General features: G+C 73.4%; 24 protein-coding genes, 1 tRNA gene and 2 pseudogenes. 19 read left to right on the top strand and 8 right to left on the bottom strand.

The window, feature by feature from the left end; genetic code table 11:
• From ACFW3D_RS39335 to ACFW3D_RS39345, 3 genes and pseudogenes are all read left to right on the top strand, one after another.
• Positions 1-144 (top strand): annotated as a pseudogene (locus tag ACFW3D_RS39335) (ABC transporter ATP-binding protein); the annotation flags it as partial.
• 95 nt (positions 145-239) lie between these two features.
• A complete protein-coding gene (locus ACFW3D_RS39340; RefSeq protein WP_500512975.1) occupies positions 240-1,031 on the top strand; it encodes a VOC family protein in 792 nt (263 codons plus the stop codon).
• A 97-nt stretch (positions 1,032-1,128) separates the two neighbouring features.
• Positions 1,129-1,923 carry a VOC family protein gene (locus ACFW3D_RS39345; RefSeq protein ID WP_500512977.1) on the top strand — a complete coding sequence of 265 codons (795 nt, stop codon included), beginning with the start codon at positions 1,129-1,131 and terminating at the stop codon, positions 1,921-1,923.
• A 15-nt stretch (positions 1,924-1,938) separates the two neighbouring features.
• Here ACFW3D_RS39345 and ACFW3D_RS39350 read toward each other — a convergent pair whose 3' ends face one another.
• Both ACFW3D_RS39350 and ACFW3D_RS39355 read right to left on the bottom strand, forming a co-directional pair.
• Entirely contained in the window at positions 1,939-2,850 is a 912-nt protein-coding gene (locus ACFW3D_RS39350) for a YceI family protein (protein WP_500512979.1), read from the bottom strand.
• Between the two features lie 44 nt (positions 2,851-2,894).
• Positions 2,895-3,524, bottom strand: coding sequence for a TetR family transcriptional regulator (locus ACFW3D_RS39355; protein WP_500512981.1), 630 nt, complete (start codon positions 3,522-3,524; stop codon positions 2,895-2,897).
• 139 nt (positions 3,525-3,663) lie between these two features.
• On the opposite strand from ACFW3D_RS39355, the gene ACFW3D_RS39360 reads away from it, so the two are divergent.
• Together ACFW3D_RS39360 and ACFW3D_RS39365 are read left to right on the top strand one after the other, a co-directional pair.
• Positions 3,664-3,819, top strand: coding sequence for a hypothetical protein (locus ACFW3D_RS39360; RefSeq protein ID WP_500512983.1), 156 nt, complete (start codon positions 3,664-3,666; stop codon positions 3,817-3,819).
• 30 nt (positions 3,820-3,849) lie between these two features.
• Entirely contained in the window at positions 3,850-4,146 is a 297-nt protein-coding gene (locus tag ACFW3D_RS39365; protein ID WP_500512985.1) for a DUF4190 domain-containing protein, read from the top strand.
• 106 nt (positions 4,147-4,252) lie between these two features.
• Here the strand turns inward: ACFW3D_RS39365 and ACFW3D_RS39370 are convergent, their stop codons facing one another.
• Entirely contained in the window at positions 4,253-5,686 is a 1,434-nt protein-coding gene (locus ACFW3D_RS39370) for a helix-turn-helix domain-containing protein (RefSeq protein ID WP_500512987.1), read from the bottom strand.
• A gap of 207 nt (positions 5,687-5,893) precedes the next feature.
• Here ACFW3D_RS39370 and ACFW3D_RS39375 point away from each other — a divergent pair, with 207 nt between their 5' ends.
• Entirely contained in the window at positions 5,894-6,517 is a 624-nt protein-coding gene (locus ACFW3D_RS39375; RefSeq protein ID WP_500512989.1) for a hypothetical protein, read from the top strand.
• Positions 6,518-6,599: 82 nt separating this feature from the next.
• Here the strand turns inward: ACFW3D_RS39375 and ACFW3D_RS39380 are convergent, their stop codons facing one another.
• The gene (locus ACFW3D_RS39380) at positions 6,600-8,213 is read right to left on the bottom strand and encodes an ABC-F family ATP-binding cassette domain-containing protein (protein WP_500512991.1); all 1,614 of its coding nucleotides are present in this window, start codon (positions 8,211-8,213) and stop codon (positions 6,600-6,602) included.
• A gap of 342 nt (positions 8,214-8,555) precedes the next feature.
• On the opposite strand from ACFW3D_RS39380, the gene ACFW3D_RS39385 reads away from it, so the two are divergent.
• Positions 8,556-8,879: a hypothetical protein gene (locus ACFW3D_RS39385; protein WP_500512993.1), complete on the top strand. Its 324-nt coding sequence runs from the start codon at positions 8,556-8,558 to the stop codon at positions 8,877-8,879.
• Positions 8,880-8,894: 15 nt separating this feature from the next.
• Positions 8,895-8,968: transfer RNA gene (locus ACFW3D_RS39390), tRNA-Met, on the top strand.
• A 73-nt stretch (positions 8,969-9,041) separates the two neighbouring features.
• Here the strand turns inward: ACFW3D_RS39390 and ACFW3D_RS39395 are convergent.
• A complete protein-coding gene (locus tag ACFW3D_RS39395; RefSeq protein ID WP_500512995.1) occupies positions 9,042-9,311 on the bottom strand; it encodes a DUF6343 family protein in 270 nt (89 codons plus the stop codon).
• Between the two features lie 138 nt (positions 9,312-9,449).
• Here ACFW3D_RS39395 and ACFW3D_RS39400 point away from each other — a divergent pair, with 138 nt between their 5' ends.
• The 9 genes from ACFW3D_RS39400 (at position 9,450) to ACFW3D_RS39440 (ending at position 17,385) form a co-directional block, all read left to right on the top strand.
• Positions 9,450-10,550: an MFS transporter gene (locus tag ACFW3D_RS39400; protein ID WP_500512997.1), complete on the top strand. Its 1,101-nt coding sequence runs from the start codon at positions 9,450-9,452 to the stop codon at positions 10,548-10,550.
• 35 nt (positions 10,551-10,585) lie between these two features.
• Positions 10,586-11,110, top strand: coding sequence for a SigE family RNA polymerase sigma factor (locus tag ACFW3D_RS39405; RefSeq protein WP_500512999.1), 525 nt, complete (start codon positions 10,586-10,588; stop codon positions 11,108-11,110).
• 65 nt (positions 11,111-11,175) lie between these two features.
• Entirely contained in the window at positions 11,176-12,390 is a 1,215-nt protein-coding gene (locus ACFW3D_RS39410; protein WP_500513001.1) for a hypothetical protein, read from the top strand.
• A 158-nt stretch (positions 12,391-12,548) separates the two neighbouring features.
• Complete coding sequence (locus ACFW3D_RS39415) at positions 12,549-14,021, top strand: FAD-binding protein (RefSeq protein WP_500513003.1); 1,473 nt, start codon at positions 12,549-12,551, stop codon at positions 14,019-14,021.
• A gap of 30 nt (positions 14,022-14,051) precedes the next feature.
• Positions 14,052-14,783, top strand: a complete 732-nt coding sequence (locus ACFW3D_RS39420) for a tyrosine-protein phosphatase (RefSeq protein WP_500513005.1) — start codon at positions 14,052-14,054, stop codon at positions 14,781-14,783.
• Between the two features lie 103 nt (positions 14,784-14,886).
• Positions 14,887-15,363 carry an SRPBCC family protein gene (locus ACFW3D_RS39425; protein ID WP_500513007.1) on the top strand — a complete coding sequence of 159 codons (477 nt, stop codon included), beginning with the start codon at positions 14,887-14,889 and terminating at the stop codon, positions 15,361-15,363.
• The gene (locus ACFW3D_RS39430; protein ID WP_500513009.1) at positions 15,360-15,716 is read left to right on the top strand and encodes an ArsR/SmtB family transcription factor; all 357 of its coding nucleotides are present in this window, start codon (positions 15,360-15,362) and stop codon (positions 15,714-15,716) included. Before ACFW3D_RS39425 ends, ACFW3D_RS39430 begins: the two co-directional genes overlap by 4 nt.
• A 5-nt stretch (positions 15,717-15,721) precedes the next feature.
• Positions 15,722-16,264 carry a hypothetical protein gene (locus ACFW3D_RS39435; RefSeq protein WP_500513011.1) on the top strand — a complete coding sequence of 181 codons (543 nt, stop codon included), beginning with the start codon at positions 15,722-15,724 and terminating at the stop codon, positions 16,262-16,264.
• A 404-nt stretch (positions 16,265-16,668) separates the two neighbouring features.
• Positions 16,669-17,385: a PIG-L deacetylase family protein gene (locus ACFW3D_RS39440; protein WP_500513021.1), complete on the top strand. Its 717-nt coding sequence runs from the start codon at positions 16,669-16,671 to the stop codon at positions 17,383-17,385.
• A gap of 22 nt (positions 17,386-17,407) precedes the next feature.
• Here ACFW3D_RS39440 and ACFW3D_RS39445 read toward each other — a convergent pair whose 3' ends face one another.
• Positions 17,408-17,644, bottom strand: coding sequence for a hypothetical protein (locus ACFW3D_RS39445; RefSeq protein WP_500513013.1), 237 nt, complete (start codon positions 17,642-17,644; stop codon positions 17,408-17,410).
• A 19-nt stretch (positions 17,645-17,663) separates the two neighbouring features.
• Positions 17,664-18,809: an inorganic phosphate transporter gene (locus ACFW3D_RS39450; RefSeq protein ID WP_500513015.1), complete on the bottom strand. Its 1,146-nt coding sequence runs from the start codon at positions 18,807-18,809 to the stop codon at positions 17,664-17,666.
• A 189-nt stretch (positions 18,810-18,998) separates the two neighbouring features.
• Here ACFW3D_RS39450 and ACFW3D_RS39455 point away from each other — a divergent pair, with 189 nt between their 5' ends.
• Positions 18,999-19,631: a DUF4291 domain-containing protein gene (locus ACFW3D_RS39455; protein ID WP_500513017.1), complete on the top strand. Its 633-nt coding sequence runs from the start codon at positions 18,999-19,001 to the stop codon at positions 19,629-19,631.
• Here the strand turns inward: ACFW3D_RS39455 and ACFW3D_RS39460 are convergent.
• Positions 19,609-19,986, bottom strand: coding sequence for an MmcQ/YjbR family DNA-binding protein (locus ACFW3D_RS39460; protein WP_500513019.1), 378 nt, complete (start codon positions 19,984-19,986; stop codon positions 19,609-19,611). The genes ACFW3D_RS39455 and ACFW3D_RS39460 overlap by 23 nt on opposite strands.
• A 268-nt stretch (positions 19,987-20,254) precedes the next feature.
• Between ACFW3D_RS39460 and ACFW3D_RS39465 the strand changes: the two are divergent.
• Positions 20,255-20,723, top strand: a pseudogene (locus ACFW3D_RS39465) (transposase); the annotation flags it as partial.
• Positions 20,724-20,892: the final 169 nt, after the last annotated feature.

A 20,892-nucleotide genomic window follows, 5' to 3' on the forward strand; every position in this document is an offset into this window, starting at 1 on the left:
ACGGTCTTCCTGGTCAGCCACAACAACAAGTCGATCCGCGACACCTGCGACCGGTCCATCTGGCTGGAGCACGGCACGCTGCGGATGGACGGCCCGACGGACGAGGTGCTCAAGGCCTACGACGCGTTCACCCAGGGGAAGTGACGCCGCCCGGCGCGCGCCGGGCACCGGTGCCAGACTGAGGACGGACACCGGGACCACGGCAGCACCAGGCACGCACGCAGGCCAAGGAGACCGCCATGCTCACCACCCAGTACGTCAACGGCGCCCCGAACTGGATCGACCTGGGCAGCCCGGACCCGGCGGCGGCGGTCTCCTTCTACACCGGTCTCTTCTCCTGGGACGCACAGCCGCTCGGGCCCGAGGCCGGCGGCTACGGCTTCTTCCGCCTCGGCGGGAAGACCGTGGCCGCCTTCGGGCCGCTCAGCGAGGAGGGCATGCGGTCCTCCTGGACGCTGTACTTCCAGACCGCCGACGCCGACGCCACCACCAAAGCGGTGGAGCAGGCCGGCGGCACGGTCCGCTTCGCGCCCTTCGACGTCTTCACCAACGGCCGGATGGCCGGCTTCACGGACCCCGGGGGAGCGGAGTTCGCCGCGTGGCAGCCGCGCGACACCAAGGGCCTCGACGTGGTCACCGAGCCGGGCAGCCTCGGGTGGGCGGAGCTGTACGCGCCCGACGCCGCCGCGGCCGGCGCCTTCTACGCCGCGGTCTTCGAATGGCAGGCGCAGGACGTACCGCTCGGCACCACCAGGTACTCCGTGCTGTCGACCTCGGGCGGCGGCCGGGAGGCGTCCCTGGGCGGGATCGTGGAGATCACCGGCGAGATGAAGGACGCGGGCGTCACTCCGCACTGGCTGCCCTACTTCGAGGTCGAGGACGCCGACGCGGTGGTCGCCACGGCGGAGCAGCTCGGCGGGAAGGTCGTCATGGCGCCCCGGCACGCGGAGGGCGTCGGCCGCTTCGCGCACCTCGCGGACCCCTTCGGCGCGCTGTTCGCGGTCATCACCAGCCAGCCGCGGCAGGGCTGACGGGGCGGCACGGGGCGGGCGCGGGGCCACTGTCAGTGCCCGCTGCAAGACTGTGAGCAACCAGGGCACAGCACCCCCGTCGAAGGAGCACACCACCATGCTCAGCACCAACTACGTACCCGGCGCGCCCAACTGGCTCGACCTGGGCACCCCCGACGTCGACGCCTCGGTGGCCTACTACCGCGAGGTCTTCGGCTGGGACTTCCTCTCGGCCGGACCGGAAGCGGGCGGCTACGGCATGTTCCGGATCGGCGACCGCACCGTCGCCGGCGTCGGACCGAACAACGAACCCGGTGTCACGACCGCGGGCTGGGAGCCGTTCTTCCAGACGGCCGACGCCGACGCCACCACCAAGTCCGTCGAGCAGGCCGGCGGCGGAGTGCGGTTCTCCCCCATGGACGTCTTCGACCTCGGGAGGATGGCGGCGTACGCCGACCCGACCGGGGCCCGCTTCTGCGTGTGGCAGCCGGGCGCCAACAAGGGCCTGGACGTGGTCGACGAGCCCGGTTCGCTGTACTGGACCGAGCTCTTCACCACGGACGCGCCCGCGGCACTGACCTTCTACCGCTCGGTCTTCGACTGGAAGACCGAGGACTCCCAGATGCCCGGCAACGTCTACACCTTGGTCTCCCCGGCGGGCGGCGGCGAGAGCGATGCCCACGGCGGCGTCATGCAGCTCGACGAGGAGATGCTCGCCGCGGGCGCCGGTGCCCACTGGCTGCCGTACTTCTCGGTGGCCGACTGCGACGCGACGCTGGCCAAGGCCGTCCAGGCGGGCGGCACGATCCGCGTCCCCGCGATGGACATGCCCGAGGTCGGGCGCTTCGGCCAGGTCGTCGACCCGCAGGGCGCGGTGTTCGCCGTCATCACTCCCGTGCCGTCCGCGGCCTGAGGACCCGCGCGGCGGCTACTCCGGCGGTGTCGGGGTGTCGTGGCTGGAGAACATGGCCTGGACGTCGAGTTCCAGCTTGATGGTCGGACCCACCACCGCGATGCCCCGCGCCAGCATGCTCTGCCAGTTGAGGGTGTAGTCGTCGCGGTGCAGTTCGGCGGTGGCGAGGGCCGCGCAGCGCAGTTCCTCGCCGTAGCCGCCGGTCGCCAGGCCCAGGTAGTCGGTGTCCAGGGTCACCGAGCGGCTGATGCCGTGCATGCCGAGGTGGCCCTGGACGGCCCACCGGGAGCCTCCCTGGTGCACGAAGCGGTCGCTCGCGAACCGGATCCAGGGGTAGGCGGCCACGTCCAGGAAGTCCCCCGAGCGCAGGTGGTTGTCCCGGGTGCGGTTGCCGGTGTTGATGCTCGCGGCGTCGATGGTGATCTCGACGTGGGAGTCCTCCATGCGCTCCGCGACGCGTATCCCGCCCGTGAAGCGGTCGAAGCGGCCGTGCACATGGGCCATGCCGACGTGCTTGGCGATGAACCGGACGGCCGTGTGCGGCGGGTCGAAGAACCAGGTCCCCGGCGGCGGCAGCTCGAGCTCCGGTGACGGTGCCAACCGCACCGCGCCGATGGGGGACTGGAGCCCGGCGGCGATCTCCACGGTACCCCTGTAGGGCCGCATGCCGTCCGCGCTGATCATCACGGAGTAGCGCCCGGGCGGCAGGGTGGCGAGGAAGGTCCCGTACGGGTCGCTGGTCGCCGTCACCCGCGGGCGGTGGGTGCGGGCGTCGGACACGGTGACCTCGGCCCCGCCCAGCGGTCGGCCCGCCGGGTCGAGCACCTGACAGCTGATCAGTCCCGCGCCCTCGGCGATCGGTGGCAACAGCCCGGGCCCCGTGCTGCCGTTGACCGTACGATTGCGCCGAAAGAGTGCGAAAGCCATGTGATCACCTTAGATGGCGAATCCACGCAAGTGTCAATTCGCCCTCAGGTGTCCAGCCAGTGCCGCCGGCCCATGTGGATCAGGTGAAGCTCCTTCCGGGCCCGCTCCGCGATCCGCCCCTCGGCCGCGGTGTCGTCCGCCGGCGCCTCCATGAAGGCGATCGCCGTCGTCAGCATCCGGTCCACGTACAGCTCGGCGAGCATGCGCACGTCCCCGGACGCCCAGCCGCGCGAGACGGACTGCGCGCCCAGTGCCGCGGCCACCTCGTCGGCGAAGAGCGAGAGTTCGGCCGCGATGGCCTCGCGGACGGCCTGCACCCCGCCGTGCCGCTCGCGGGCGATGAAGCGGATGTGCGGCCGGTGGTCGCGCACATGCAGGGTGATCAGGCGGACGGAGTGGGCGATGACCTCCTCGGCGTCGTCCTGCTCGGCCAGGATCGCCCGGATCATGGCGTGCAGACTGCCCAGCGATTCGGCGACCAGGGCCACCCCGAGGTCCCCCATGTCGCGGAAGTGCCGGTAGAACCCGGCGGGCGCGACGCCCACTTCGCGGGTGACCTCGCGCAGTCCCAGGCTGCTGAGGCTCTGGTTCTCCAGCAGGCGCAGGCCCGCGTCCAGCAGGGCCCGCCGGGTCTGCTGCTTCTGGGCCTCGCGGGCCCCGAGGGTGTGACTCATGTCATCCAGTAAACAACCGTTCGCTGAGTTACGCGAGAGTAGACTTCCCGCTCAGTGAACAACTGTTATTCCAGTTGTTCACTGAGTTGTGACCTCCGCAGCCCGCAGTGCCATCCGGCAACCGAGAAAGGCACCGTCCGTGACCCTCCTCGTCGTCCTGGTCGCCATGGGGATCCTCCTGGGCACCGTCTCGTACACCCCGCTCCCCGTCTTCTTCGTCGCCGCGGGCGTGGTCGGTGCCTGGCTGCTCACGTTCTACGTCCGCGAGCGCGTCGGGCACCACCGCCACCGCTGACCCCACGTCTCCCAGGGGGGAACCCACCCAATGGACTCCTACGTACCCGCCCGTGAGCGCGAACTGCGCGCCAAGGAAGCCCGGTCGGGCTCGGACGGCTCCGACGGCATGGCCGTCGCCGCGTTCGTGCTGGGCCTGATCGGCCTGCTGGCCTTCAACATCGTGCTCGGCCCCTTCGCCCTGATCCTCGGCGGCGTCGCGCTCGTCCGGGGCACCCGGCGTCCCGTCCGGGCGATCGCCGGCCTGGTCCTCGGCGCGGCCGACCTGATGGTCCTGGTCGTGCTCATCACCATGAACAAGGGCTTCATCTGGCCGTTCGGCCTCTGACCGCGAGGAAGGCGGCCGAGCGGAAACGGGGGAGAGGGTCCCCACCCTGCACGGGGAGGGTGGGGACCCTCTCCGTGCGTCCGGGGCCGGGCGCGGGGGACACGGTCTAGTTCCGGGTCCAGCCGGCCGAGGACCAGTAGCCGTACTCGGGGCGGCCCTTGACGCCGCTGGTCCGGAAGGGGCGACCGCCGTCGTCGATGCGGACCGTTTCCGTCGGGCCGCCGGCGGTCCACTCCAGCTCCAGGAACCACTCGCAGTCGCAGCGCACCGTGCGGGCGTGCACCCTGAGCACCAGCGGGTCCTGTTCGGTGACCTGGTAGGGGAGACGGACCGCGGGGAGGGTGTGCTCGCTGTCGCTGCCGTCCCGCGGCCGCGGCTGCGGACGGTCCGCGTCGAGGTCCACCGCGTACTCGGCGGGGGTCAGCGCTCCGCCGCAGCCGTTGTCCATCGCGTACGAGGACCAGCGCAGCGGTTCGCGGCGATCGACGACCCGGATGTGCAGGGCCTGCACCACCACCGGCGCCGGCCCGCGTCCCCGGATCGTGGCCTCGACGATGGTCGTGCCGCCGTGCACGGCGCCGAGGGCGGCGGTCCAGGCGCGCGCGTCCTGCGAGACCGGCGGGGGAGGGACATCCGCGGGGGGCCGGTCGATGAGATAGCGGTGACTGCAGCCGTTCTCCCAGACGTGCGAGCGCACGCTCCAGGCCGGCGGCCGCGCCGGCACCGGGGAGCGGGAGGCCGTGCCGCCGCCGGGTGAACGCGGAACGGCCTTCGTGTCCTTCGCCGACGGGCCGGCGGACGGGGGCCGCCCGGAAGGGGACGCCCCGGGTGACGCCGGGGCCGTGCGCGTGGCGTCCGGCGAGGGCGATGCGCTCACCGCACCGCCGGCGCGCGCCGAGGGGGAGGAGGCGCCGCGGGCCGACGGACCCCCGCCGCCGGTGCCGTTGGTCATCGCCAGCGCGGCACCGGTGAGCACGAGCGCGGCCACCGATCCGGCGACCGCGGGCCGGGACAAGCGGCGGCGCCAGGAACGCGGCCGTCGCGGCGCCGGGACGGAGCCGATCGGTTCTAGTTCGGCCGGCGCCTCGGGAACAGCCCCCCTGTCCTCACCCGGTAGTGCCGCCGCGGCGGTCGCCGGAGCCGCCTCGGGGTCGCGCGGGTCCGAGGGGCCGGTGACAGCGGTGTCCGTGCCGCCGCCCGCCTCGCCCGCCCCGTCGCCTTCCCCGTTGCCGTCGCCCTGTGCGTCGCGCTCGGCGCCCGAACCGCCGCCACCGCGGTTGCCCACGCGCCGGACCGCGTCCGCGAGCACCCACCGGCGGTGCAGCTCGACCAACTCCTCCGGGCCCGCGCCGCACAACCGCGCCAGCCGCTCCACGACCGCGTAGTCGGTCGGCACCGCGTCACCGTTGCAATAGCGGTGCAGGGTCGACGTACTGACGTGCAACCTGGTCGCCAGCTGCCCGTAGCTCAGACCCGAACGGTCCTTCAGCTCGCGTAAGTTCCGGGCGAAGTGCTCGCTGCCCGCTGCCGTACCACCCATGTCCCGCGCCCCCGACGCCTTCCCGTGTCCCGGCCGCCCGTTCCAGGGCGCTCACGTCCCCCCAGGCCAGGGTACGCGCAAGCGTTCCGGCGTCCCGGAAGCCGCCGCTGCTGTTGCCGGGCCGTGACGGCGCCGCGCAGGCTGGGGTGCAGCACCGCCGCCGGTCGGCGACGGTCCCGTCCACGACCTGACCACGGGGGAACCACCTTGAACCGCACGCTCGTCCGCCGCGCCGCCGTGACCGTGATGTCCACGGTCGCCGCCACCTCGCTCCTCGCCGCCGGCTCCGCCGAGGCCGGGGCCGCCGCGCCCACCGCGCCGAGGTTCCTCGCGCCGAAGGAACTGCCGCCGTACGCCCTCTCGCCCTGGTACACCGACCCGGTCCAGAGCGGCCTTCCCGAGGGCGGCGTCGCCTGCGCCCTGCGCGGCCTGCCCCGCAAGGGCGTCTCCCACCGCTCGTTCTGGACCGAACTGGACACCAACGCCCAGCAGGTCACCTTCACGACCAAGAACACCAAGGCCGCGCGTGACCTCGCCGCCAAGCTCCGCAAGTCCGTGCGGGGCTGCGTCGCGCGCTTCCTGGAGCAGAACCCGGGCTCACAGGCCGACTGGAAGGACTTCGGCTCCCTCGCGGTGGAGGAGGGCGCGCACGTCTACGGCGTGCACGTGGCGCCCCCCGAGTCCGAGCACAACGTCCGGCTCTACGGCATCGGCCGCGACGGCCGCACCGTCACCGTCGTCGAGTGGGGCCGGATGGGCACCCTCGACGGGGTCCCGCTGAAGGCCTTCAAGAAGACCACCCGGACCGCCGTGAACAAGCTGTACCGCTGACGCCGCTGCCCGAAGAACGGCCCACGGACACCGGCGGCGGGGCACCGGGGGGAGCCCCGCCGCCGGAGCGGCACCGCAGCCGTCACAGCGGCTCGACGCGGGTCAGCCCGTCCGCGTCGAGCCGCAGCCAGCGCGTGATGCCGATGCCCCGCAGGAACGGCAGGTCGTGGCTCGCCACGACCAGTGCCCCCTCGTAGGAGGCCAGCGCCGTCGTCAACTGCCGCACGCTCGCCATGTCCAGGCTGTTCGTCGGCTCGTCCAGCAGGAGCAGCTGCGGCGCCGGCTGGGCGAGCATCAGCGACGCGAGCGAGGCGCGGAACCGCTCCCCGCCCGACAGCGAACCGGCCGCCTGGTCGGCCCGCCCGCCGCGGAACAGGAAGCGGGCCAGCGACGCGCGGATGCGGTTGCCCGTCGCCTCCGGGGCGAACCGCGCCACGTTGGCCACGACCGACAGCTCGTCGTCCAGGACGTCCAGCCGCTGCGGCAGGAAGCGCAACGGCACGTGCGCCCACGCCTCGCCTGCCGCCGGGGGCAGTTCGCCGGTGATCGTCCGCAGCAGCGTCGTCTTCCCGGCGCCGTTCCGGCCGATCAGCGCGATCCGTTCCGGGCCGCGCAGCTCCAGGTCCCCGGCCGGTGCCCCGTACGCCGTCCGCAGCGCACGCAGCGTCAGCACGGTCCGGCCGGCCGGGACCGCGGTGTGCGGCAGGTCGACGCGGATCTCGTCGTCGTCCCGCACCGCCTCGACGGCCTCGTCCAGCCGGTCCTTCGCCTCCGCCAGCCGCTCGGTGTGCAGCACGCGGTGCTTGCCCGCCGACACCTCGGCGCTGCGCTTGCGCAGCTTCATCACGGCGCGCGGCTCCCGCTTGGAGTCGTACATCTTCTGCCCGTACCGCACCCGGCGGGCCAGTTTGACGTGGGCGTCCGCCAGTTCGCGCTTCTGCCGCCGCACATCGGACTCCGCGACGCGCAGCATGCGCTCGGCGGCCTCCTGCTCGGCGGCCAGGGTCTCCTCGTAGGCCTCGATGCCGCCCCCGTACCAGCGGACGCCGCCGTCGCGCAGCTCGGCGATCCGGTCGACGTGCCGGAGCAGTTCGCGGTCGTGGGAGACGACCACCAGCACGCCGTTCCAGCCCGCGACCGCCTCGTGGAGCCGCCGCCTGGCCTCCAGGTCCAGGTTGTTGGTCGGCTCGTCGAGCAGCAGCACGTCGGGGCGGCGCAGCAGCAGGGCCGCCAGCCGCAGCAGGACGCACTCGCCGCCGGACAGTTCGCCGACGACCCGGTCGAGGCCGACGTGGCCCAGCCCGAGGCCGTCCAGTCCGGCGCGGGCGCGCTCCTCGACGTCCCAGTCGTCGCCGACCGCCGCGAAGTGCTCCTCGCGCACGTCGCCGGCCTCGATGGCGTGCAGGGCGGCCCGTGCGTCCGCGATGCCCAGGGCCTCGTCCACCCGCAGCGCGGTGTCGAGGACGACGTCCTGAGGCAGGTACCCGATCTCGCCGGCGACGCGCACCGTGCCGCCGACGGGGGTCAGTTCGCCCGAGACCAGCTTCAACAGGGTCGACTTGCCGGAGCCGTTGAGCCCGATCAGGCCGGTACGGCCGGGGCCGACGGCGAGCTGGAAGTCGTCCAGCACAGGGGTGCCGTCCGGCCAGGCGAAGGAGAGGTCGGTGCAGGTGATGGAGAGGGCGGGATGTCCCATGTGGTCCTCCGGGGTGCTCGTGAATGACGACGGGTCGGCACACGGGGACACCGGAAGGCGGGCGCTGCACGGAGGCGGCTGCTCACGGCCGAGGTCGCACACGGGCCCGCGCGGACGCCGGTTCGGCGCCGCGGGCACGGTGTCCCTGACCTCAGAAGAGCAACGGCCTTCTCCAATCGGGCGGTGACAGGGCCGGGGCAGAAGCTACGCCGGGTCCGGGGCCCCGGCAACGCATTTACGGGGCTCCCGGGCGTCCGGCCCGCGGCAGGGTGACGCCGTGACCTCCGGGACCGGCGCGCCCGACGGCCGGGTCGCCTCCGCCCTCCGCTTCACCACGGACTCGTGGCCCGGATTGCGACCCGGTGGGCCCCGGCCGGGCACTCCTGGCCGCTCGCCGCGCTCCCGGTGGTCGTGCCCGTCGGCCCGCCGACGGTGTTCGCCGTCCCCGGCGACAAGGCGCGGGTGATCGTCCCCGTTCCCGGCGCGGTGACCCTCGCGCTAGTGCTGCTGCAGCTCGGCGCGGCCGTCAACTCCTCCTGGGCGGTCTGGCCCGCCCCGGTCGCCGCGCCGGCCGGCACGGTCGCGGCCGCCACGGTCATGGCCGGGATCCCCCGCCGGCGGTGGCCGACGGGAAATGGATTTGGTCCTGGCGCCGACACCCCGTAGGGTGGTGTTCACCGACGCGGGGTGGAGCAGCTCGGTAGCTCGCTGGGCTCATAACCCAGAGGTCGCAGGTTCAAATCCTGTCCCCGCTACTGAAACCGAGGGCCCGGTGCACCAGCACCAGGCCCTCGGTGTTTTCCTGCCCGTGCGTGTCCGGCCGTGCGCTCAGCGTTTGCGGAGCGGTTCGTAGGGCGGGACGTCACGGCCCGGCTGCCAGTGCGGGCCCTGGCGGATGTGCCGGACGACCACCACCAGGTCGACGCCCGCCGCGAGCGCCAGCACACCGAAGAAGACCGCCCACCCGGTGCTCCCCAGGTCGGCGAAGAGCACCGTTCCCGCGATCGCCCAGACCAGCCCGAAGGCCGCGAGGGCGAGCCGCATCCGCAGTGCGCTGCGAGCCCGCAGGGGCTCGTTCCCGCTCCGTCCCATGCGCATGGAAAACGCCTCCTCATCCGGTTCGTACCCGGCTACGCTCGTCCCATGACATGGCGACATTGATCCTCACCCGAGTCACCACTGGCGCGCAGGCTCTACGCCTACGCCTTCCTCGAGGACCTGATCCCGCTCTACCCGGTGTACGCGGTGCTCTTCGCGGACGCCGGGCTGTCCGAGGCGGGGATCTCCTCGCTGTTCGCCGTGTGGTCCCTCACGGCGTTCCTGCTCGAGGTGCCCTCGGGCGTGTGGGCCGACCGCTTCTCCCGGCGTGCCCTGCTCACCCTCGCGCCGCTGCTGGCCGGAGCGGGCTTCGCCCTGTGGACCCTGTGGCCCTGCTATGCCTCCTTCGCCGCCGGGTTCGTGCTGTGGGGCGCCGGTTCCGCCCTGCGGTCGGGGGCGCTGCAGGCGCTGGTGCACGAGGAGCTGACCCGCGTCGGCGCCCCCGGCGCGTACGCCCGCCTCACCGGCCGCGCGCAGGCCCTCGGCACCACGGCGGCCCTGGCCGCGACCGCTCTGGCGGGGCCGCTCCTCGCGGCCGGCGGCGATCGCGCGGTCGGGCTGGTCAGCGTCGCGGTGACCGTGCTGACCGCCCTGTCCGCCCTCGCGCTGCCGGAGCCCCGCGCACGCGGTGCCGGCGCGGACGAGGGCGGCGGCGCGGCCTCGTACGCCGGGCTGCTGCGCGAGGCCCTCGCCCAGGCCCGGCACACCCCCGGCGCCGGGCGCATGGTGGCCGTCGTCTCCCTGCTGGCCGGCGCGACCGCGCTGGACGAGTACGTTCCGCTGCTCGCGCAGGCCACCGGCGTGCGGCCGTCCTTCGTCCCGCTGCTCGTACTCCTGGTGACCGCGGGAGCCACGGCCGGCGGCTGGCTCGCCGGCCGCGGTACGCGCTGGGCCCCGCTCGCACCGGCCGTCGCCGCGGTGTGCCTGGCCGCGGGTGCGGCCGGCGCGCACCCGGCGGGCCTGGCCCTGGTGGCCCTGGCCTTCGGCCTCCTCGACTGGTCGACCGCGGCCGCCGACGCCGGCCTCCAGGAGCGCATCACCGACCGCACCCGCGCGACGGTCACCTCCCTGGCGGGCCTGGGCTCCGAGGCCGTGTCACTGGTGCTCTTCGGCTGCTGGGCCCTGGGCTCCCACTGGTCCGGCCCGGGGCCGCTGTTCGCCCTGGCGGCGCTGCCGCTGCTGTTTCCCGTGCTCCTGCTGTGGCGGTGCAACATTTCCGCACCCCCACGACGTCAGTGAGGTGAAGGCGACGCCGAACGACAACGGGGTGGGGCATGCACGAGGACCGTACGAAGGACTACCTGGACTTCGCGGCGACCCGCGCTGCACACCTCTTCCGCTCCGCCTGCCTGCTCACCGGCGGTGACACCCACCTCGCGGAGGACCTCGTGCAGGAGACCCTCGGCAAGATGTACGTCACCTGGCGGCGGGTCTCGCGTGTCGGCAATCCGGCCGGCTACGCGCAGACCGTGCTCGTCCGCACCTTCCTCACGCACAAGCGGCGGCGCAGCAGCGGGGAGTCCCCCACGGGCGAGCTCCCCGACCTGCCCGCGAGCGCCTACGACTCCGACAGCGACACCGCACTGCTGCGGCTCACGCTCCTCGACGCCCTCGCCCGGCTGGCGCCGAAGGACCGCGCGGTCGTGGTCCTGCGCTACTGGGAGGACCGCAGCATCGAGGAGACCGCCGACGCGATGCGGGTCAGCTCCGGCGCCGTGCGCACCCGGTCGGCCCGGGCCCTCGCCAAGCTCCGCGAACTGCTCGGCGACAGCCTCGCGGAACTCGCCTCCGCCCACTGACCTCCCCCCACCGGCTTCCCCTTCCCCTTTCGAGTTCCGACCTCTCCTCCGGACGGTGGTCCACCATGCCCTTCGAAGACGACCTCGGCGCCGCGCTGCGCCGCACCGGCGACACCTTCAGCACCGACAGCCGCGCCCTCGTCGCGGCCGGCCTCGCACAGGGCCGCAGCGCCCACCGCCGCCGCACGGCCGCCGTCGCGGGCACCGTCGCCGCCGTGGCGGCGGCGGGCGTGACCGCCGCCCTGGTCGTACCCGGCGGCAGCGCCAGGGACGTGGGCCCGGCGACGACGAGCAGCCCCGACCCCACGCGTCCGTCCGAGGACCGGGACAAGGGCGCCGACGACGGCACGTTGCTCGGCGCCCTCGAGCACCTGCTCCCCAAGGGCCGGATCCTCAGCAGGCGGGCCTCGGACGTGGAGACGTCCCCCTATGCCGAGGTCGTCTGGGACGATGGTCACGGCGCTTCGACGATCTCCGTCGGCCTGAGCCGCGTCGAGCCCGGTGAGGGCGTGACCTGTCCGGACCTCGCGCTGATGAAGCCGGGCACGACGTGCGAGCGCACCCCGCTCCCCGGCAAGGCGACCCTGCTGGTCGTCAAGGGCTGGGAATACCAGGACGACCGCAAGGGCCCCAAGAACTGGCGCGCCACCGTCACCGGCGCCGACGGCCGGCAGGTCATGGTCACCGAGTGGAACGCGGCCGAGGAGAAGGCGAAGAAGCAGAGCCGGGAGGAGCCGCCCCTGACCGCGTCCCAGCTCGGCATCCTCGCGCGGTCCTCGCAGTGGGGGCCCTTCCTGGAATCCGTGCCGGAGCTTCCGGCGTCGAACGGGGAGCCGGGCTCGGAGGCCGGGGGGCCGAGCGCCGAGCACATCCTGAAGCTGCTGCGGAAGCTCCTGCCCCAGGGGCTCAAGATCACGGTGCCGCCGGGACAGAGCGGCGGGTACGTCCACCTGACCGTGGACGACGGCCAGGGGGCCACCTTCGTCGAGGTCGACTTCCAGCCGTACCAGGCCGACCTTGTCGACGACTCGCTCTACGCCGGCGCGACCGTCCTCCCCGACGGGACGAAGCTGGTCACGCGCCGCGACGGGGGCGACAAGGGCGGCGTCGGCATCGTGCGGTGGGCCGCCGACACCATCCGTCCCGACGGGCTGAGGGTCGTGGTGACGGCGTTCAACTCCGACGGCTACCACCGGCCCATCACCCGGCAGAAGCCTGCCGTCAGCATGGACGCCCTCGTGAAGGCGGCGACCGACTCCCGGTGGAAGGCGCTCGGATGATCACCCGGGCGGCCCGCCCGGCGGGCCGCCCGGCATGCGGCCGGGTTAGCGTCGCCGGTGGCCCCACGGGATTCCACGAGTCCCTGTTGACGGGGGGACAGCAGGCCTAGAATCCCGCACTGTTGCAGTGCCCACCGACCCGTTCAGGGGGAACGCGCATGTCCCGACTCCCTTCCAGGCGTGCGATGTTGCGGACGGTGGCCACGGCCGCGGGTGCCGTGGTCGTCGGATTCGACCCCGTGGGCCGCGGTTGGGCCGTGGCCGCGACCGCCGAGGACCGGGCGGACGGCACGCTGGTGGGGCTGCCCCACCTGGACGGCACGCTGCTCACCGACGACGCCTCGCTCGGCGCCGCCGCGGACGACTTCGGGCACATTGTGCACCGCAGGCCCGTCGCGGTGCTGCGCCCGGGGTCGGTGGACGACGTCGTCGCCATGGTGCGCTTCTGCAACAGGCACGGCCTGAAGGTGGCACCGCGCGGCCAGGGCCACGCGACGTCCGGCCAGGCGCAGGTGGACGGCGGGCTCGTCGTCGAGACAACGCCGCTGGCGGGGATCGGCCCGGTCACGGCGCACAGCCGTACCGTCACGGTCGGCGCCGGGGCCAAGTGGAGCGACGTCACCAGGGCCACCCTGGCGCACGGCCTCACGCCGCCCGTCTTCACCGACTACCTCGAACTCTCCGTCGGCGGCACGCTGTCCGTGGGCGGGCTCGGCGGCCAGAGCCACCACCACGGCGCGCAGGTCGACAACGTCACCGAACTGCAGGTCGTCACCGGCGCGGGCGAGCTGGTGCGCTGCTCCCCGTCGCGGCACGGGGACCTGTTCGAGGCGGTGCTGGCGGGCCTGGGCCAGTGCGCCGTCATCGTCTCGGCCACGCTGCGGCTGGTGAAGGCCCCGACGACGGTCCGGCACTACCTTCTGCCGTACCACGACCTCGGCACCTTCCTCGCCGACCAGCGGCTGCTGGTCACCGACGGCCGGTTCGGCTACGTGGAGGGCCAGGTCGTCCCGGACGCGAACGGCGCCTTCCGCGGCTACGTCCTGGAGGCCGTCTCCTACGACCCCGCGCCCGACGACGCCGCGCTGCTGGCCGGGCTGCGCCACGACACCGCGGGCGTGCAGACCGAGGACCTCGGCTACTTCGACTTCCTCGACCGGCTCGCGGCCTCGGTCGCGGCGCTCAAGGCCGCCGGCCTGTGGGACTTCGCCCACCCCTGGCTCAACCTGCTCATCCCCGGCGACAAGGCGGCCGCCGTGGCCGGGGGCATCCTCGACGCGCTCACGCCCGACGACCTCGGCCCCGGCGTCGTGCTGCTCTACCCGCTGCTGCGCGAACGTCTGCACCGGCCGCTGCTGCGGACCGGCCGGGACCCGGTCCCGTACCTGCTCGCCGTGCTGCGCACCACCCCGCCGCAGGACAGCGCGACGATCGACCGTCTCCTGGCCGCCAACCGGGCCGCGTTCGAGGCCACCCGGGCGGCCGGCGGCACGCAGTACCCGGTCGGCTCCGTGCCGTTCGGCCGTGCCGACTGGCGGACCCACTTCGGCTCCGCGTGGCCCGCGCTGGCGGCGGCCAGGCGGCGCTACGACCCCCGGGGCATCCTCGTCCCCGGTCAGGGGATCTTCTGAAGCGGGACGGCCGCCCCGTAAGGTCCCCCCATGGGGAGACACATCGCGTTCGACCGACTGCACAACTTCCGTGACCTGGGCGGCTACCGCACGGCCGACGGCCGCGCGGTCCGCTGGGGACGGCTCTACCGCTCCGACGCGCTCTCGAAGCTCGGGGGCGCGGATCTGGAGCGGTTCGCCGCCCTCGGGGTGCGCACGGTCATCGACCTGCGCTACCCCTTCGAGATCGAGGCCAAGGGGCGCGTCCCGGAGGCCACCGGGGTCGCGTACCACAACCTGAGCATCGAGCACCGGCCCGTCGACCAGACCGCGTTCGGGCCGGAGGTCGAGACGACCGCCTTCTACGCGCGGCTGCACGCGGAGGTCGCCTCCGACGGCGTCGAGGAACTGGCGCGGGCGCTGGAGCTGATCGCCGCGGACGGCAGCGGACCGCTGGTCTTCCACTGCGCGGCGGGCAAGGACCGCACGGGACTGCTGGCGGCGCTGGTGCTCGGGCTGCTGGGGGTACCGGAGGAGGACGTCGTCGCCGACTACGCGCTGAGCGAGCTGGCGACCGCCCGGCTGCTCGCGGACTGGACGGCGGCCAACCCGGAGCGGAGCCTGCGGTGGTCCGGCTGGGGGAGGGCGCCCGCCGACGCGATGCGCATCTTCCTCGCCGGGCTGACCGCCGAGCACGGTTCCGTCGAGGGGTACGCCCGCGCGCGGCTCGGCACGGACGACGCCCTGCTCACCGCCCTGCGGGGGGCGTTGCTCGCCGACTGATCCGGACGGAACCCCGCAACGTGCAACCCTTTGGTTGCGCGACGCGTCTTCACGTGCAACCCTGGAGTTGCACGTAATGCTGTCCAGCGACGGAGGAACCACCATGAGCACCCAGACCCCGGACCGGATCGAGCGGGAGATCAGCATCGCGGCGCCGGTCGAGCGCGTGTGGGACGTCCTGACCCGGCCGGAACACATCGGCCGCTGGTTCGGCGCGGATCTCGGCGGCAGCGGTGCGCCAGCGGACGTCGACCTGCGACCGGGCGGCGCCTTCGAGATCGACCACGGCTTCGGCGTCTACCCCAGCCGCGTCGTGGGCGTGGAGCCGCCGCGCTACTTCGCGTACCGCTGGGCCACCGCCTTCCCCGGCGCGGAGGCCGCGGAGGACAACTCCACCCTGGTCGAGTTCACCCTCACCCCCGACGGGGACGGTACCCGGCTGCGGGTGGTCGAGAGCGGCTTCGCGGCCCTCGACATCCCCGAGGAGCGCGTCCCCTACGCCGGCCACGAGAGCCACTCGCAGGGCTGGGTGGAGGTCACGGCCGGACTCGCCGCGTACGTGGAGAAGCTGCCCGCATGACGCAGACCCCCACCAGCGGCGAGGAGGAGGACGTGTTCGCCGCGCTGGCCGACCCGATGCGGCGGCGCATCCTCGACGCCATCGCAGAGCACGGCGACGCCACCGCCACCGTGCTCGCGGCCGAACTCCCCGTGTCCCGCCAGGCGATCGTCAAGCACCTGACCGTGCTGGACCACGCGGGACTGGTCGCCGGCCGGCGCACGGGCCGCGAGATGCGGTACGCCGTACGCCCCGAGCGGCTGGTGGCGGCGGCGCGGTGGATGGACCGCGTCGCCGCCCGCTGGGACGCCCGGCTGTCGGCCATCAAACGCCTTGCGGAGGAACCCACTTCGAAGGACCCCGGTGTAGCCTGAGCGCCGTGAACGGGGAGAGGCCGCCGGACAAGTTCTCCGGCCGCATAGGCGACGGCCGGATCAACTGGCAGGTGGGCCTGCTGCTCGTGGTCGTGAACGTGCTGCTGCTCGCGCTGGGCGTGGCCTCCACCTTCTGGTTCTTCGGGCAGGACATCGGCATCGCCGGGTTGTCCGTGGCGCTGCCCGCCATGAGCCTGTGCACCTTCCTGGTGCTCTTCACCGACTCCCGCGACGTGCGCACCGCCGTGATGTCCGCCTTCACGGTCCTCTACTTCGGTTTCGTCGCGGCCTCGTTCAACAACGAGGTCGCGCGGGCGATGGCCGACACGTCCGGCTTCCTCGACGACGTCTACGGCAGCTTCAACACCTTCATGATCGTGATGGTGGGCTTCTACTTCGGTGGCAAGACCGCGGAGAAGGTCGTCGAGAAGAAGCACACTGCCGCGCAGGCCTCCACCGCCCCGCCTCCGGAGCGCGTCGGGAACGAGGGCGGCACCGTCACGCCCCTGCCCGCACCCGCCACGGCGCCGGACGGCAACCCGGCCTGACCGGCACGGCCGGCCGGGCGTCCGACCCGGCGAGCTCCGACCCGGCGAGTGCCGGCCCGCACCCGGCCATGATCCTGCCGGCGGTGTACGGGCTGGGGAGCCGGCCCGCGACGGCGTACGGCCGCGGCCGCTTGCGGCCCCTGCTCGTCGGTGCGCTCGCCCGCGACTCCGTCCTCGGACCGGTGCTGTCCAGGACGGCCGCGACCGGCGGCCACCACGCGATGGCGAAGCACGTGTGCCCACGGGAGCCGCTCCGCAGCCGACAGGGCCGCGGGACAGGCCGCCTCGAGCAGGGCCGCCGGGGTCGCGAAAGGGGGCGGGGGGCGCGCGTGCCATGATCAGGGCCCCGACGCCCGACCGGATCCAAGGAGGCGGCCCCCGTGCCCGAGCAGCACCTCGACACCATGCCCGAGGACTGGCAGCGGGCGCTCGCCGTCGTCGCCCACCCGGACGACCTGGAGTACGGCGCCGCCGCGGCCATCGCCCGCTGGACGGAGGCGGGCCGCGAGATCGGCTACCTGCTGGCGACCCGCGGCGAGGCCGGCATCGACGGCATACCTCCCGAGGACGCGGCACGAATACGGGAGGCCGAGCAGCGCGCGAGCGCGAAGGCGGTCGGCGTGCGGACCGTGGAGTTCCTGGAGCACCGCGACGGCGTCATCGAGGAGGGCCCGGCCCTGCGTCGCGAGATCGCCGCCGCGATCCGCCGGCACCGCCCCGAGCTGCTGATCACGTTCAACCACCACGACACCTGGGGCGGCACGGTCTGGAACACCCCGGACCACCGGGCCGTCGGCCGGGCCGCCCTCGACGCCGCGGGTGACGCCGGCAACCGGTGGATCTTCCCCGAACTCACCCGGGACGAGGGCCTGGAGCCCTGGGGCGGCGTCCGGTGGGCGGCGGTCGCCGGATCGCCGTACCCCACGCACGCGGTCGAGGTCGCCGACGCCGACGTCGAGCGGGCCGTCGCCTCCCTCGCCGAGCACCAGGCGTACATCCGGGCGCTCACCGACCGGGAACCGGCCGACTACGCGCGCGAATTCCTCGGCCGCAACATGGACCTCGCGGCGCGGGGCTTCGGGGACCGTCCGGCGGTGGCGTTCCAGGTCTACCCGCGGTAGCGGGCGGCCGGACCCGCCCGCCTCAGCCCGGGACGAGCAGGTCGATCCCGTACGCCGCAACCGCCAGGCACGCCGCGAAGCACACGGCCGCCACGGCCAGGGCCGCCTTCTCCTGGCCGTCGCGCGGCTGCCCGTCGCGAGGGCCGCTGCCGGCGCGGCCCCACGCGGCGACGCCCAGCGAGAACATCACCACCAGGGCGATCGTGATGCCGAGGCTGGCCCCGAACACGGCGCCGAGGTTGCCCCATTCGATGTCCATGCGCATCCGCTCCTGACCGTCACCCGGCCGACTGGCCGGCGGCGCTCGGTTCCTGCACATCCGGCCGGGAGTCGTTGACGTTGTCCGCGTTGACCGGACGGCGGCGCGACAGGAGGTAGAAGCCCGCGGCGGCGGCGACCGCCACGCCCGCCACGAGCGCGACGCCGAGGTCGCCGTGGTCCGCGACCCAGGCCGCCACCCCGCCCACGGCCGCCGCCGCCGGGAGCGTGAGCACCCAGGACACGGCGATCCGCCCGGCGACCCCCCAGCGCACCTGGGCGAGTTTGCGGCCCAGGCCGGCGCCCAGGATGCTGCCGGTGCAGACCTGGGTGGTGGACAGCGCGAAGCCCAGGTGGGAGGACGCGAGGATCACGGAGGCCGCGCTGCTCTCCGCGGCGAAGCCCTGCGGGGCCTCGATGTCCGTCAGCCCCTTGCCCATGGTGCGGATGATCCGCCAGCCGCCCACGTACGTGCCGAGCGCGATGGCCAGCCCGGCGCTCAGCACCACCCACCACGGCGGACCGGAACCGGGCGCGAGCAGTCCCCCCGAGATGAGCGTCAGCGTGATGACCCCCATCGTCTTCTGCGCGTCGTTGGTGCCGTGGGCGAGCGCCACGAGCGAGGCGGAGCCCACCTGGCCCGCCCGGAAGCCGCGTTTCACCGCGTTGCCCCGGGTGCGTCTGGTGATCACGTAGGCCAGGTAGGTGGCGAGCATCGCCACCACGCAGGCCACGACCGGCGAGGCGATCGCGGGGATCACGATCTTCTCCAGGACCTCGCCCGCGTTGACCGCGGACGTGCCGGCACCCACCCAGACCGCGCCGATGAGCCCGCCGAACAGCGCGTGCGAGGAACTGGAGGGCAGGCCGAGCAACCAGGTCACGAGGTTCCACAGGATGGCGCCCACCAGCCCGGCGAAGATCATCACGGCGGACACCTTGGCGTCGTCGACGATGCCGTTGGAGATCGTCCTGGCGACCTCCGTGGACAGGAACGCGCCCAGCAGGTTCAGCACGCCGGCCACCGCCACCGCCACCCGGGGCGCGAGCGCGCCGGTGGCGATCGACGTGGCCATGGAGTTGGCCGTGTCGTGGAACCCGTTGGTGAAGTCGAAGGCGAGAGCCGTGACGATGACGATGACGATCAGAAAGGAGACAGTGCCCACCGCATACCTCCCACCCGGGTGCGGTGCAGTTCACCGGGCCCCTCGTGCTGATGTCGGCTCGGGATTCCAGGCTAGGCGAAGTCCCGGTGGGCCGCATGGCGCGGCCCGCCGTCGGGGCGGACCGGGGGAGACGCGGACGGGGAAAACCCGTGGCGGCCGGCGGGCCGCGGTGGGCAGGATGCCCGCATCATGGAGAACACCGAGATGCCGTACCGGATGATCAGGGCCGCGCACACCGGCGACAGCGTGACGGTCTATCAGGCGTACCGTCCCGGCATCGGTGATCACGCGGCGCTCCACGGCCGCTTCCCGGAGAGCTGGAGCCGCACCCGGATGACGTGGATCAAGCCGTCCTTCCTGTGGATGATGTACCGCAGCGGCTGGGCCCGGAAGGAGGGGCAGGAGCGGGTGCTCGCCCTCGACATCAGCCGCGAGGGCTTCGACTCGGCGCTCCGTCAGGCCTGCCTGTCGCACTTCGACCGTTCGGTGTACCCCGACCGCGGGACCTGGGCCGAGCGCGTGCGCGCCACGCAGGTCCGTGTCCAGTGGGACCCGGAGCGCGACCTCGCGCTGCGCGCACTGCCGTACCGGTCGCTGCAGCTCGGGCTCACCGGCCGGGCCACGCGCGACTACGCCGACCACTGGATCGTCCGGATCCGGGACGTCACCGGGCTCGCCCACCGCGTCCACGAGCTCGTGCGCTCCGGTGACCGCGAGGCCGCCGCGGCGCTGCTGCCGCGGGAGCGGCCTTATCCCCTCGACGCGGAGACCGCGGCCGTGATCGGCGCGACGACGGAGCCTAGCGGCCGTCCAGCTCCGTGACGAGCCGCTTCGGGGCGACCACGCGGTAGCTCTCCTCCACCCAGTCGCACAGCACCTCCGTGGCGGGCGCCTCCCCGGTGAGGGGGACGGAGACCCAGCCTGCCGCGCCGAGGCCGTAACCGGAGGGCTGGGCGCCGGGGACCGACAAGGCGTGCTCGTGCAGCTGCGGGTCCTTGAGCTTGACGTTGATGCCGGGCGGGTGGCTGCCGTCGCCGGCGCCGAGGAAGACGAAGACCTTCCTGTTGACCTTGACGACGCTCTCGCCCCAAGGGAACTCCTCCACCGCGCCGGGCAGCGTGAGGGCGAAGGCGCGCACCTGCGCGCGCACGGCGAGCGGGTCGTGGGCGGTGGTCACGGGGCCTCCCCGGGGCGGGCGCGGACGGCGGACGGCGGGCGACGGGCACGCGTACGCCCCGATCGTAGGACGGGGGCGGCCCGGATCCGGGGCAGGCGGGCCCCGCGACGCGCGAGGCGCCGCGGGGCCGGTCGTACCGTGCGGTTCAGCGGATTCTGGCGAAGAACCCGGGCGGTCAGGACTGCGTTGGGGAACCTGTAAAACGGTCTCGTCGGCTTGCTGGGGTTGGCATGGTCGTTCTGCTCGACGGAGCGAAGGGTGGGGCTGGGTGTCGCTGGAGTCCCGCGACGAGCGTGGGGTGCCGGAGCTGACCGCTCGGGTCGTGCGGGCGTCGTTCCGCAAGGGGACACTGGCCGTCCGCGTGCGTGAGGCGCTCGGTCCGTTGTTTGCCGATCTTTCGCCTAGGCCTTTTCGTCACGGGGCGGCCGGCTGTTTCACCTGGGGCGCTGGTGCTGGTGTCGGTGCTGCAATACGCCGAAGGGCTCACCGATCGGCAGGCCGCTGACCAGGTGCGGGCCCGTATCGACTGGAAGTTCCTGCTCGGCCTGGAGCTGGACGACCCGGGGTTTGATTTCTCCGTCCTGAGCGACTTCCGCGCCCGGCTGATCGGACACGGACTCGAGGTGCACGTTCTGGACCTGGTCCTGGCCAGGTGCCCCGAGCTCGGGTTGTTGCGTACTGGCGGTCGGCAGCGCACCGACTCCACCCACGTCCTGGCCTCGCTGCGCCCGCTATCACCGGCCCCCCGCGCTGATTGCGACCGGCTGGAGGCAGGGCATCGTGGCAACTGCATCCTGGGTCGGGCTGGTTGTCAGAGGTCGTTAAGTCCGTTTCTGGTAGCGGCCTCGTCCGGGCTGGGTGAGGAAGCCTTGGCGGGTGAGGCGTCCGAGACGGCTGCGGGTGATG

This window comes from Streptomyces sp. NPDC058864 (assembly GCF_042742985.1).
Classification (GTDB): Bacteria; Actinomycetota; Actinomycetes; order Streptomycetales; family Streptomycetaceae; genus Actinacidiphila.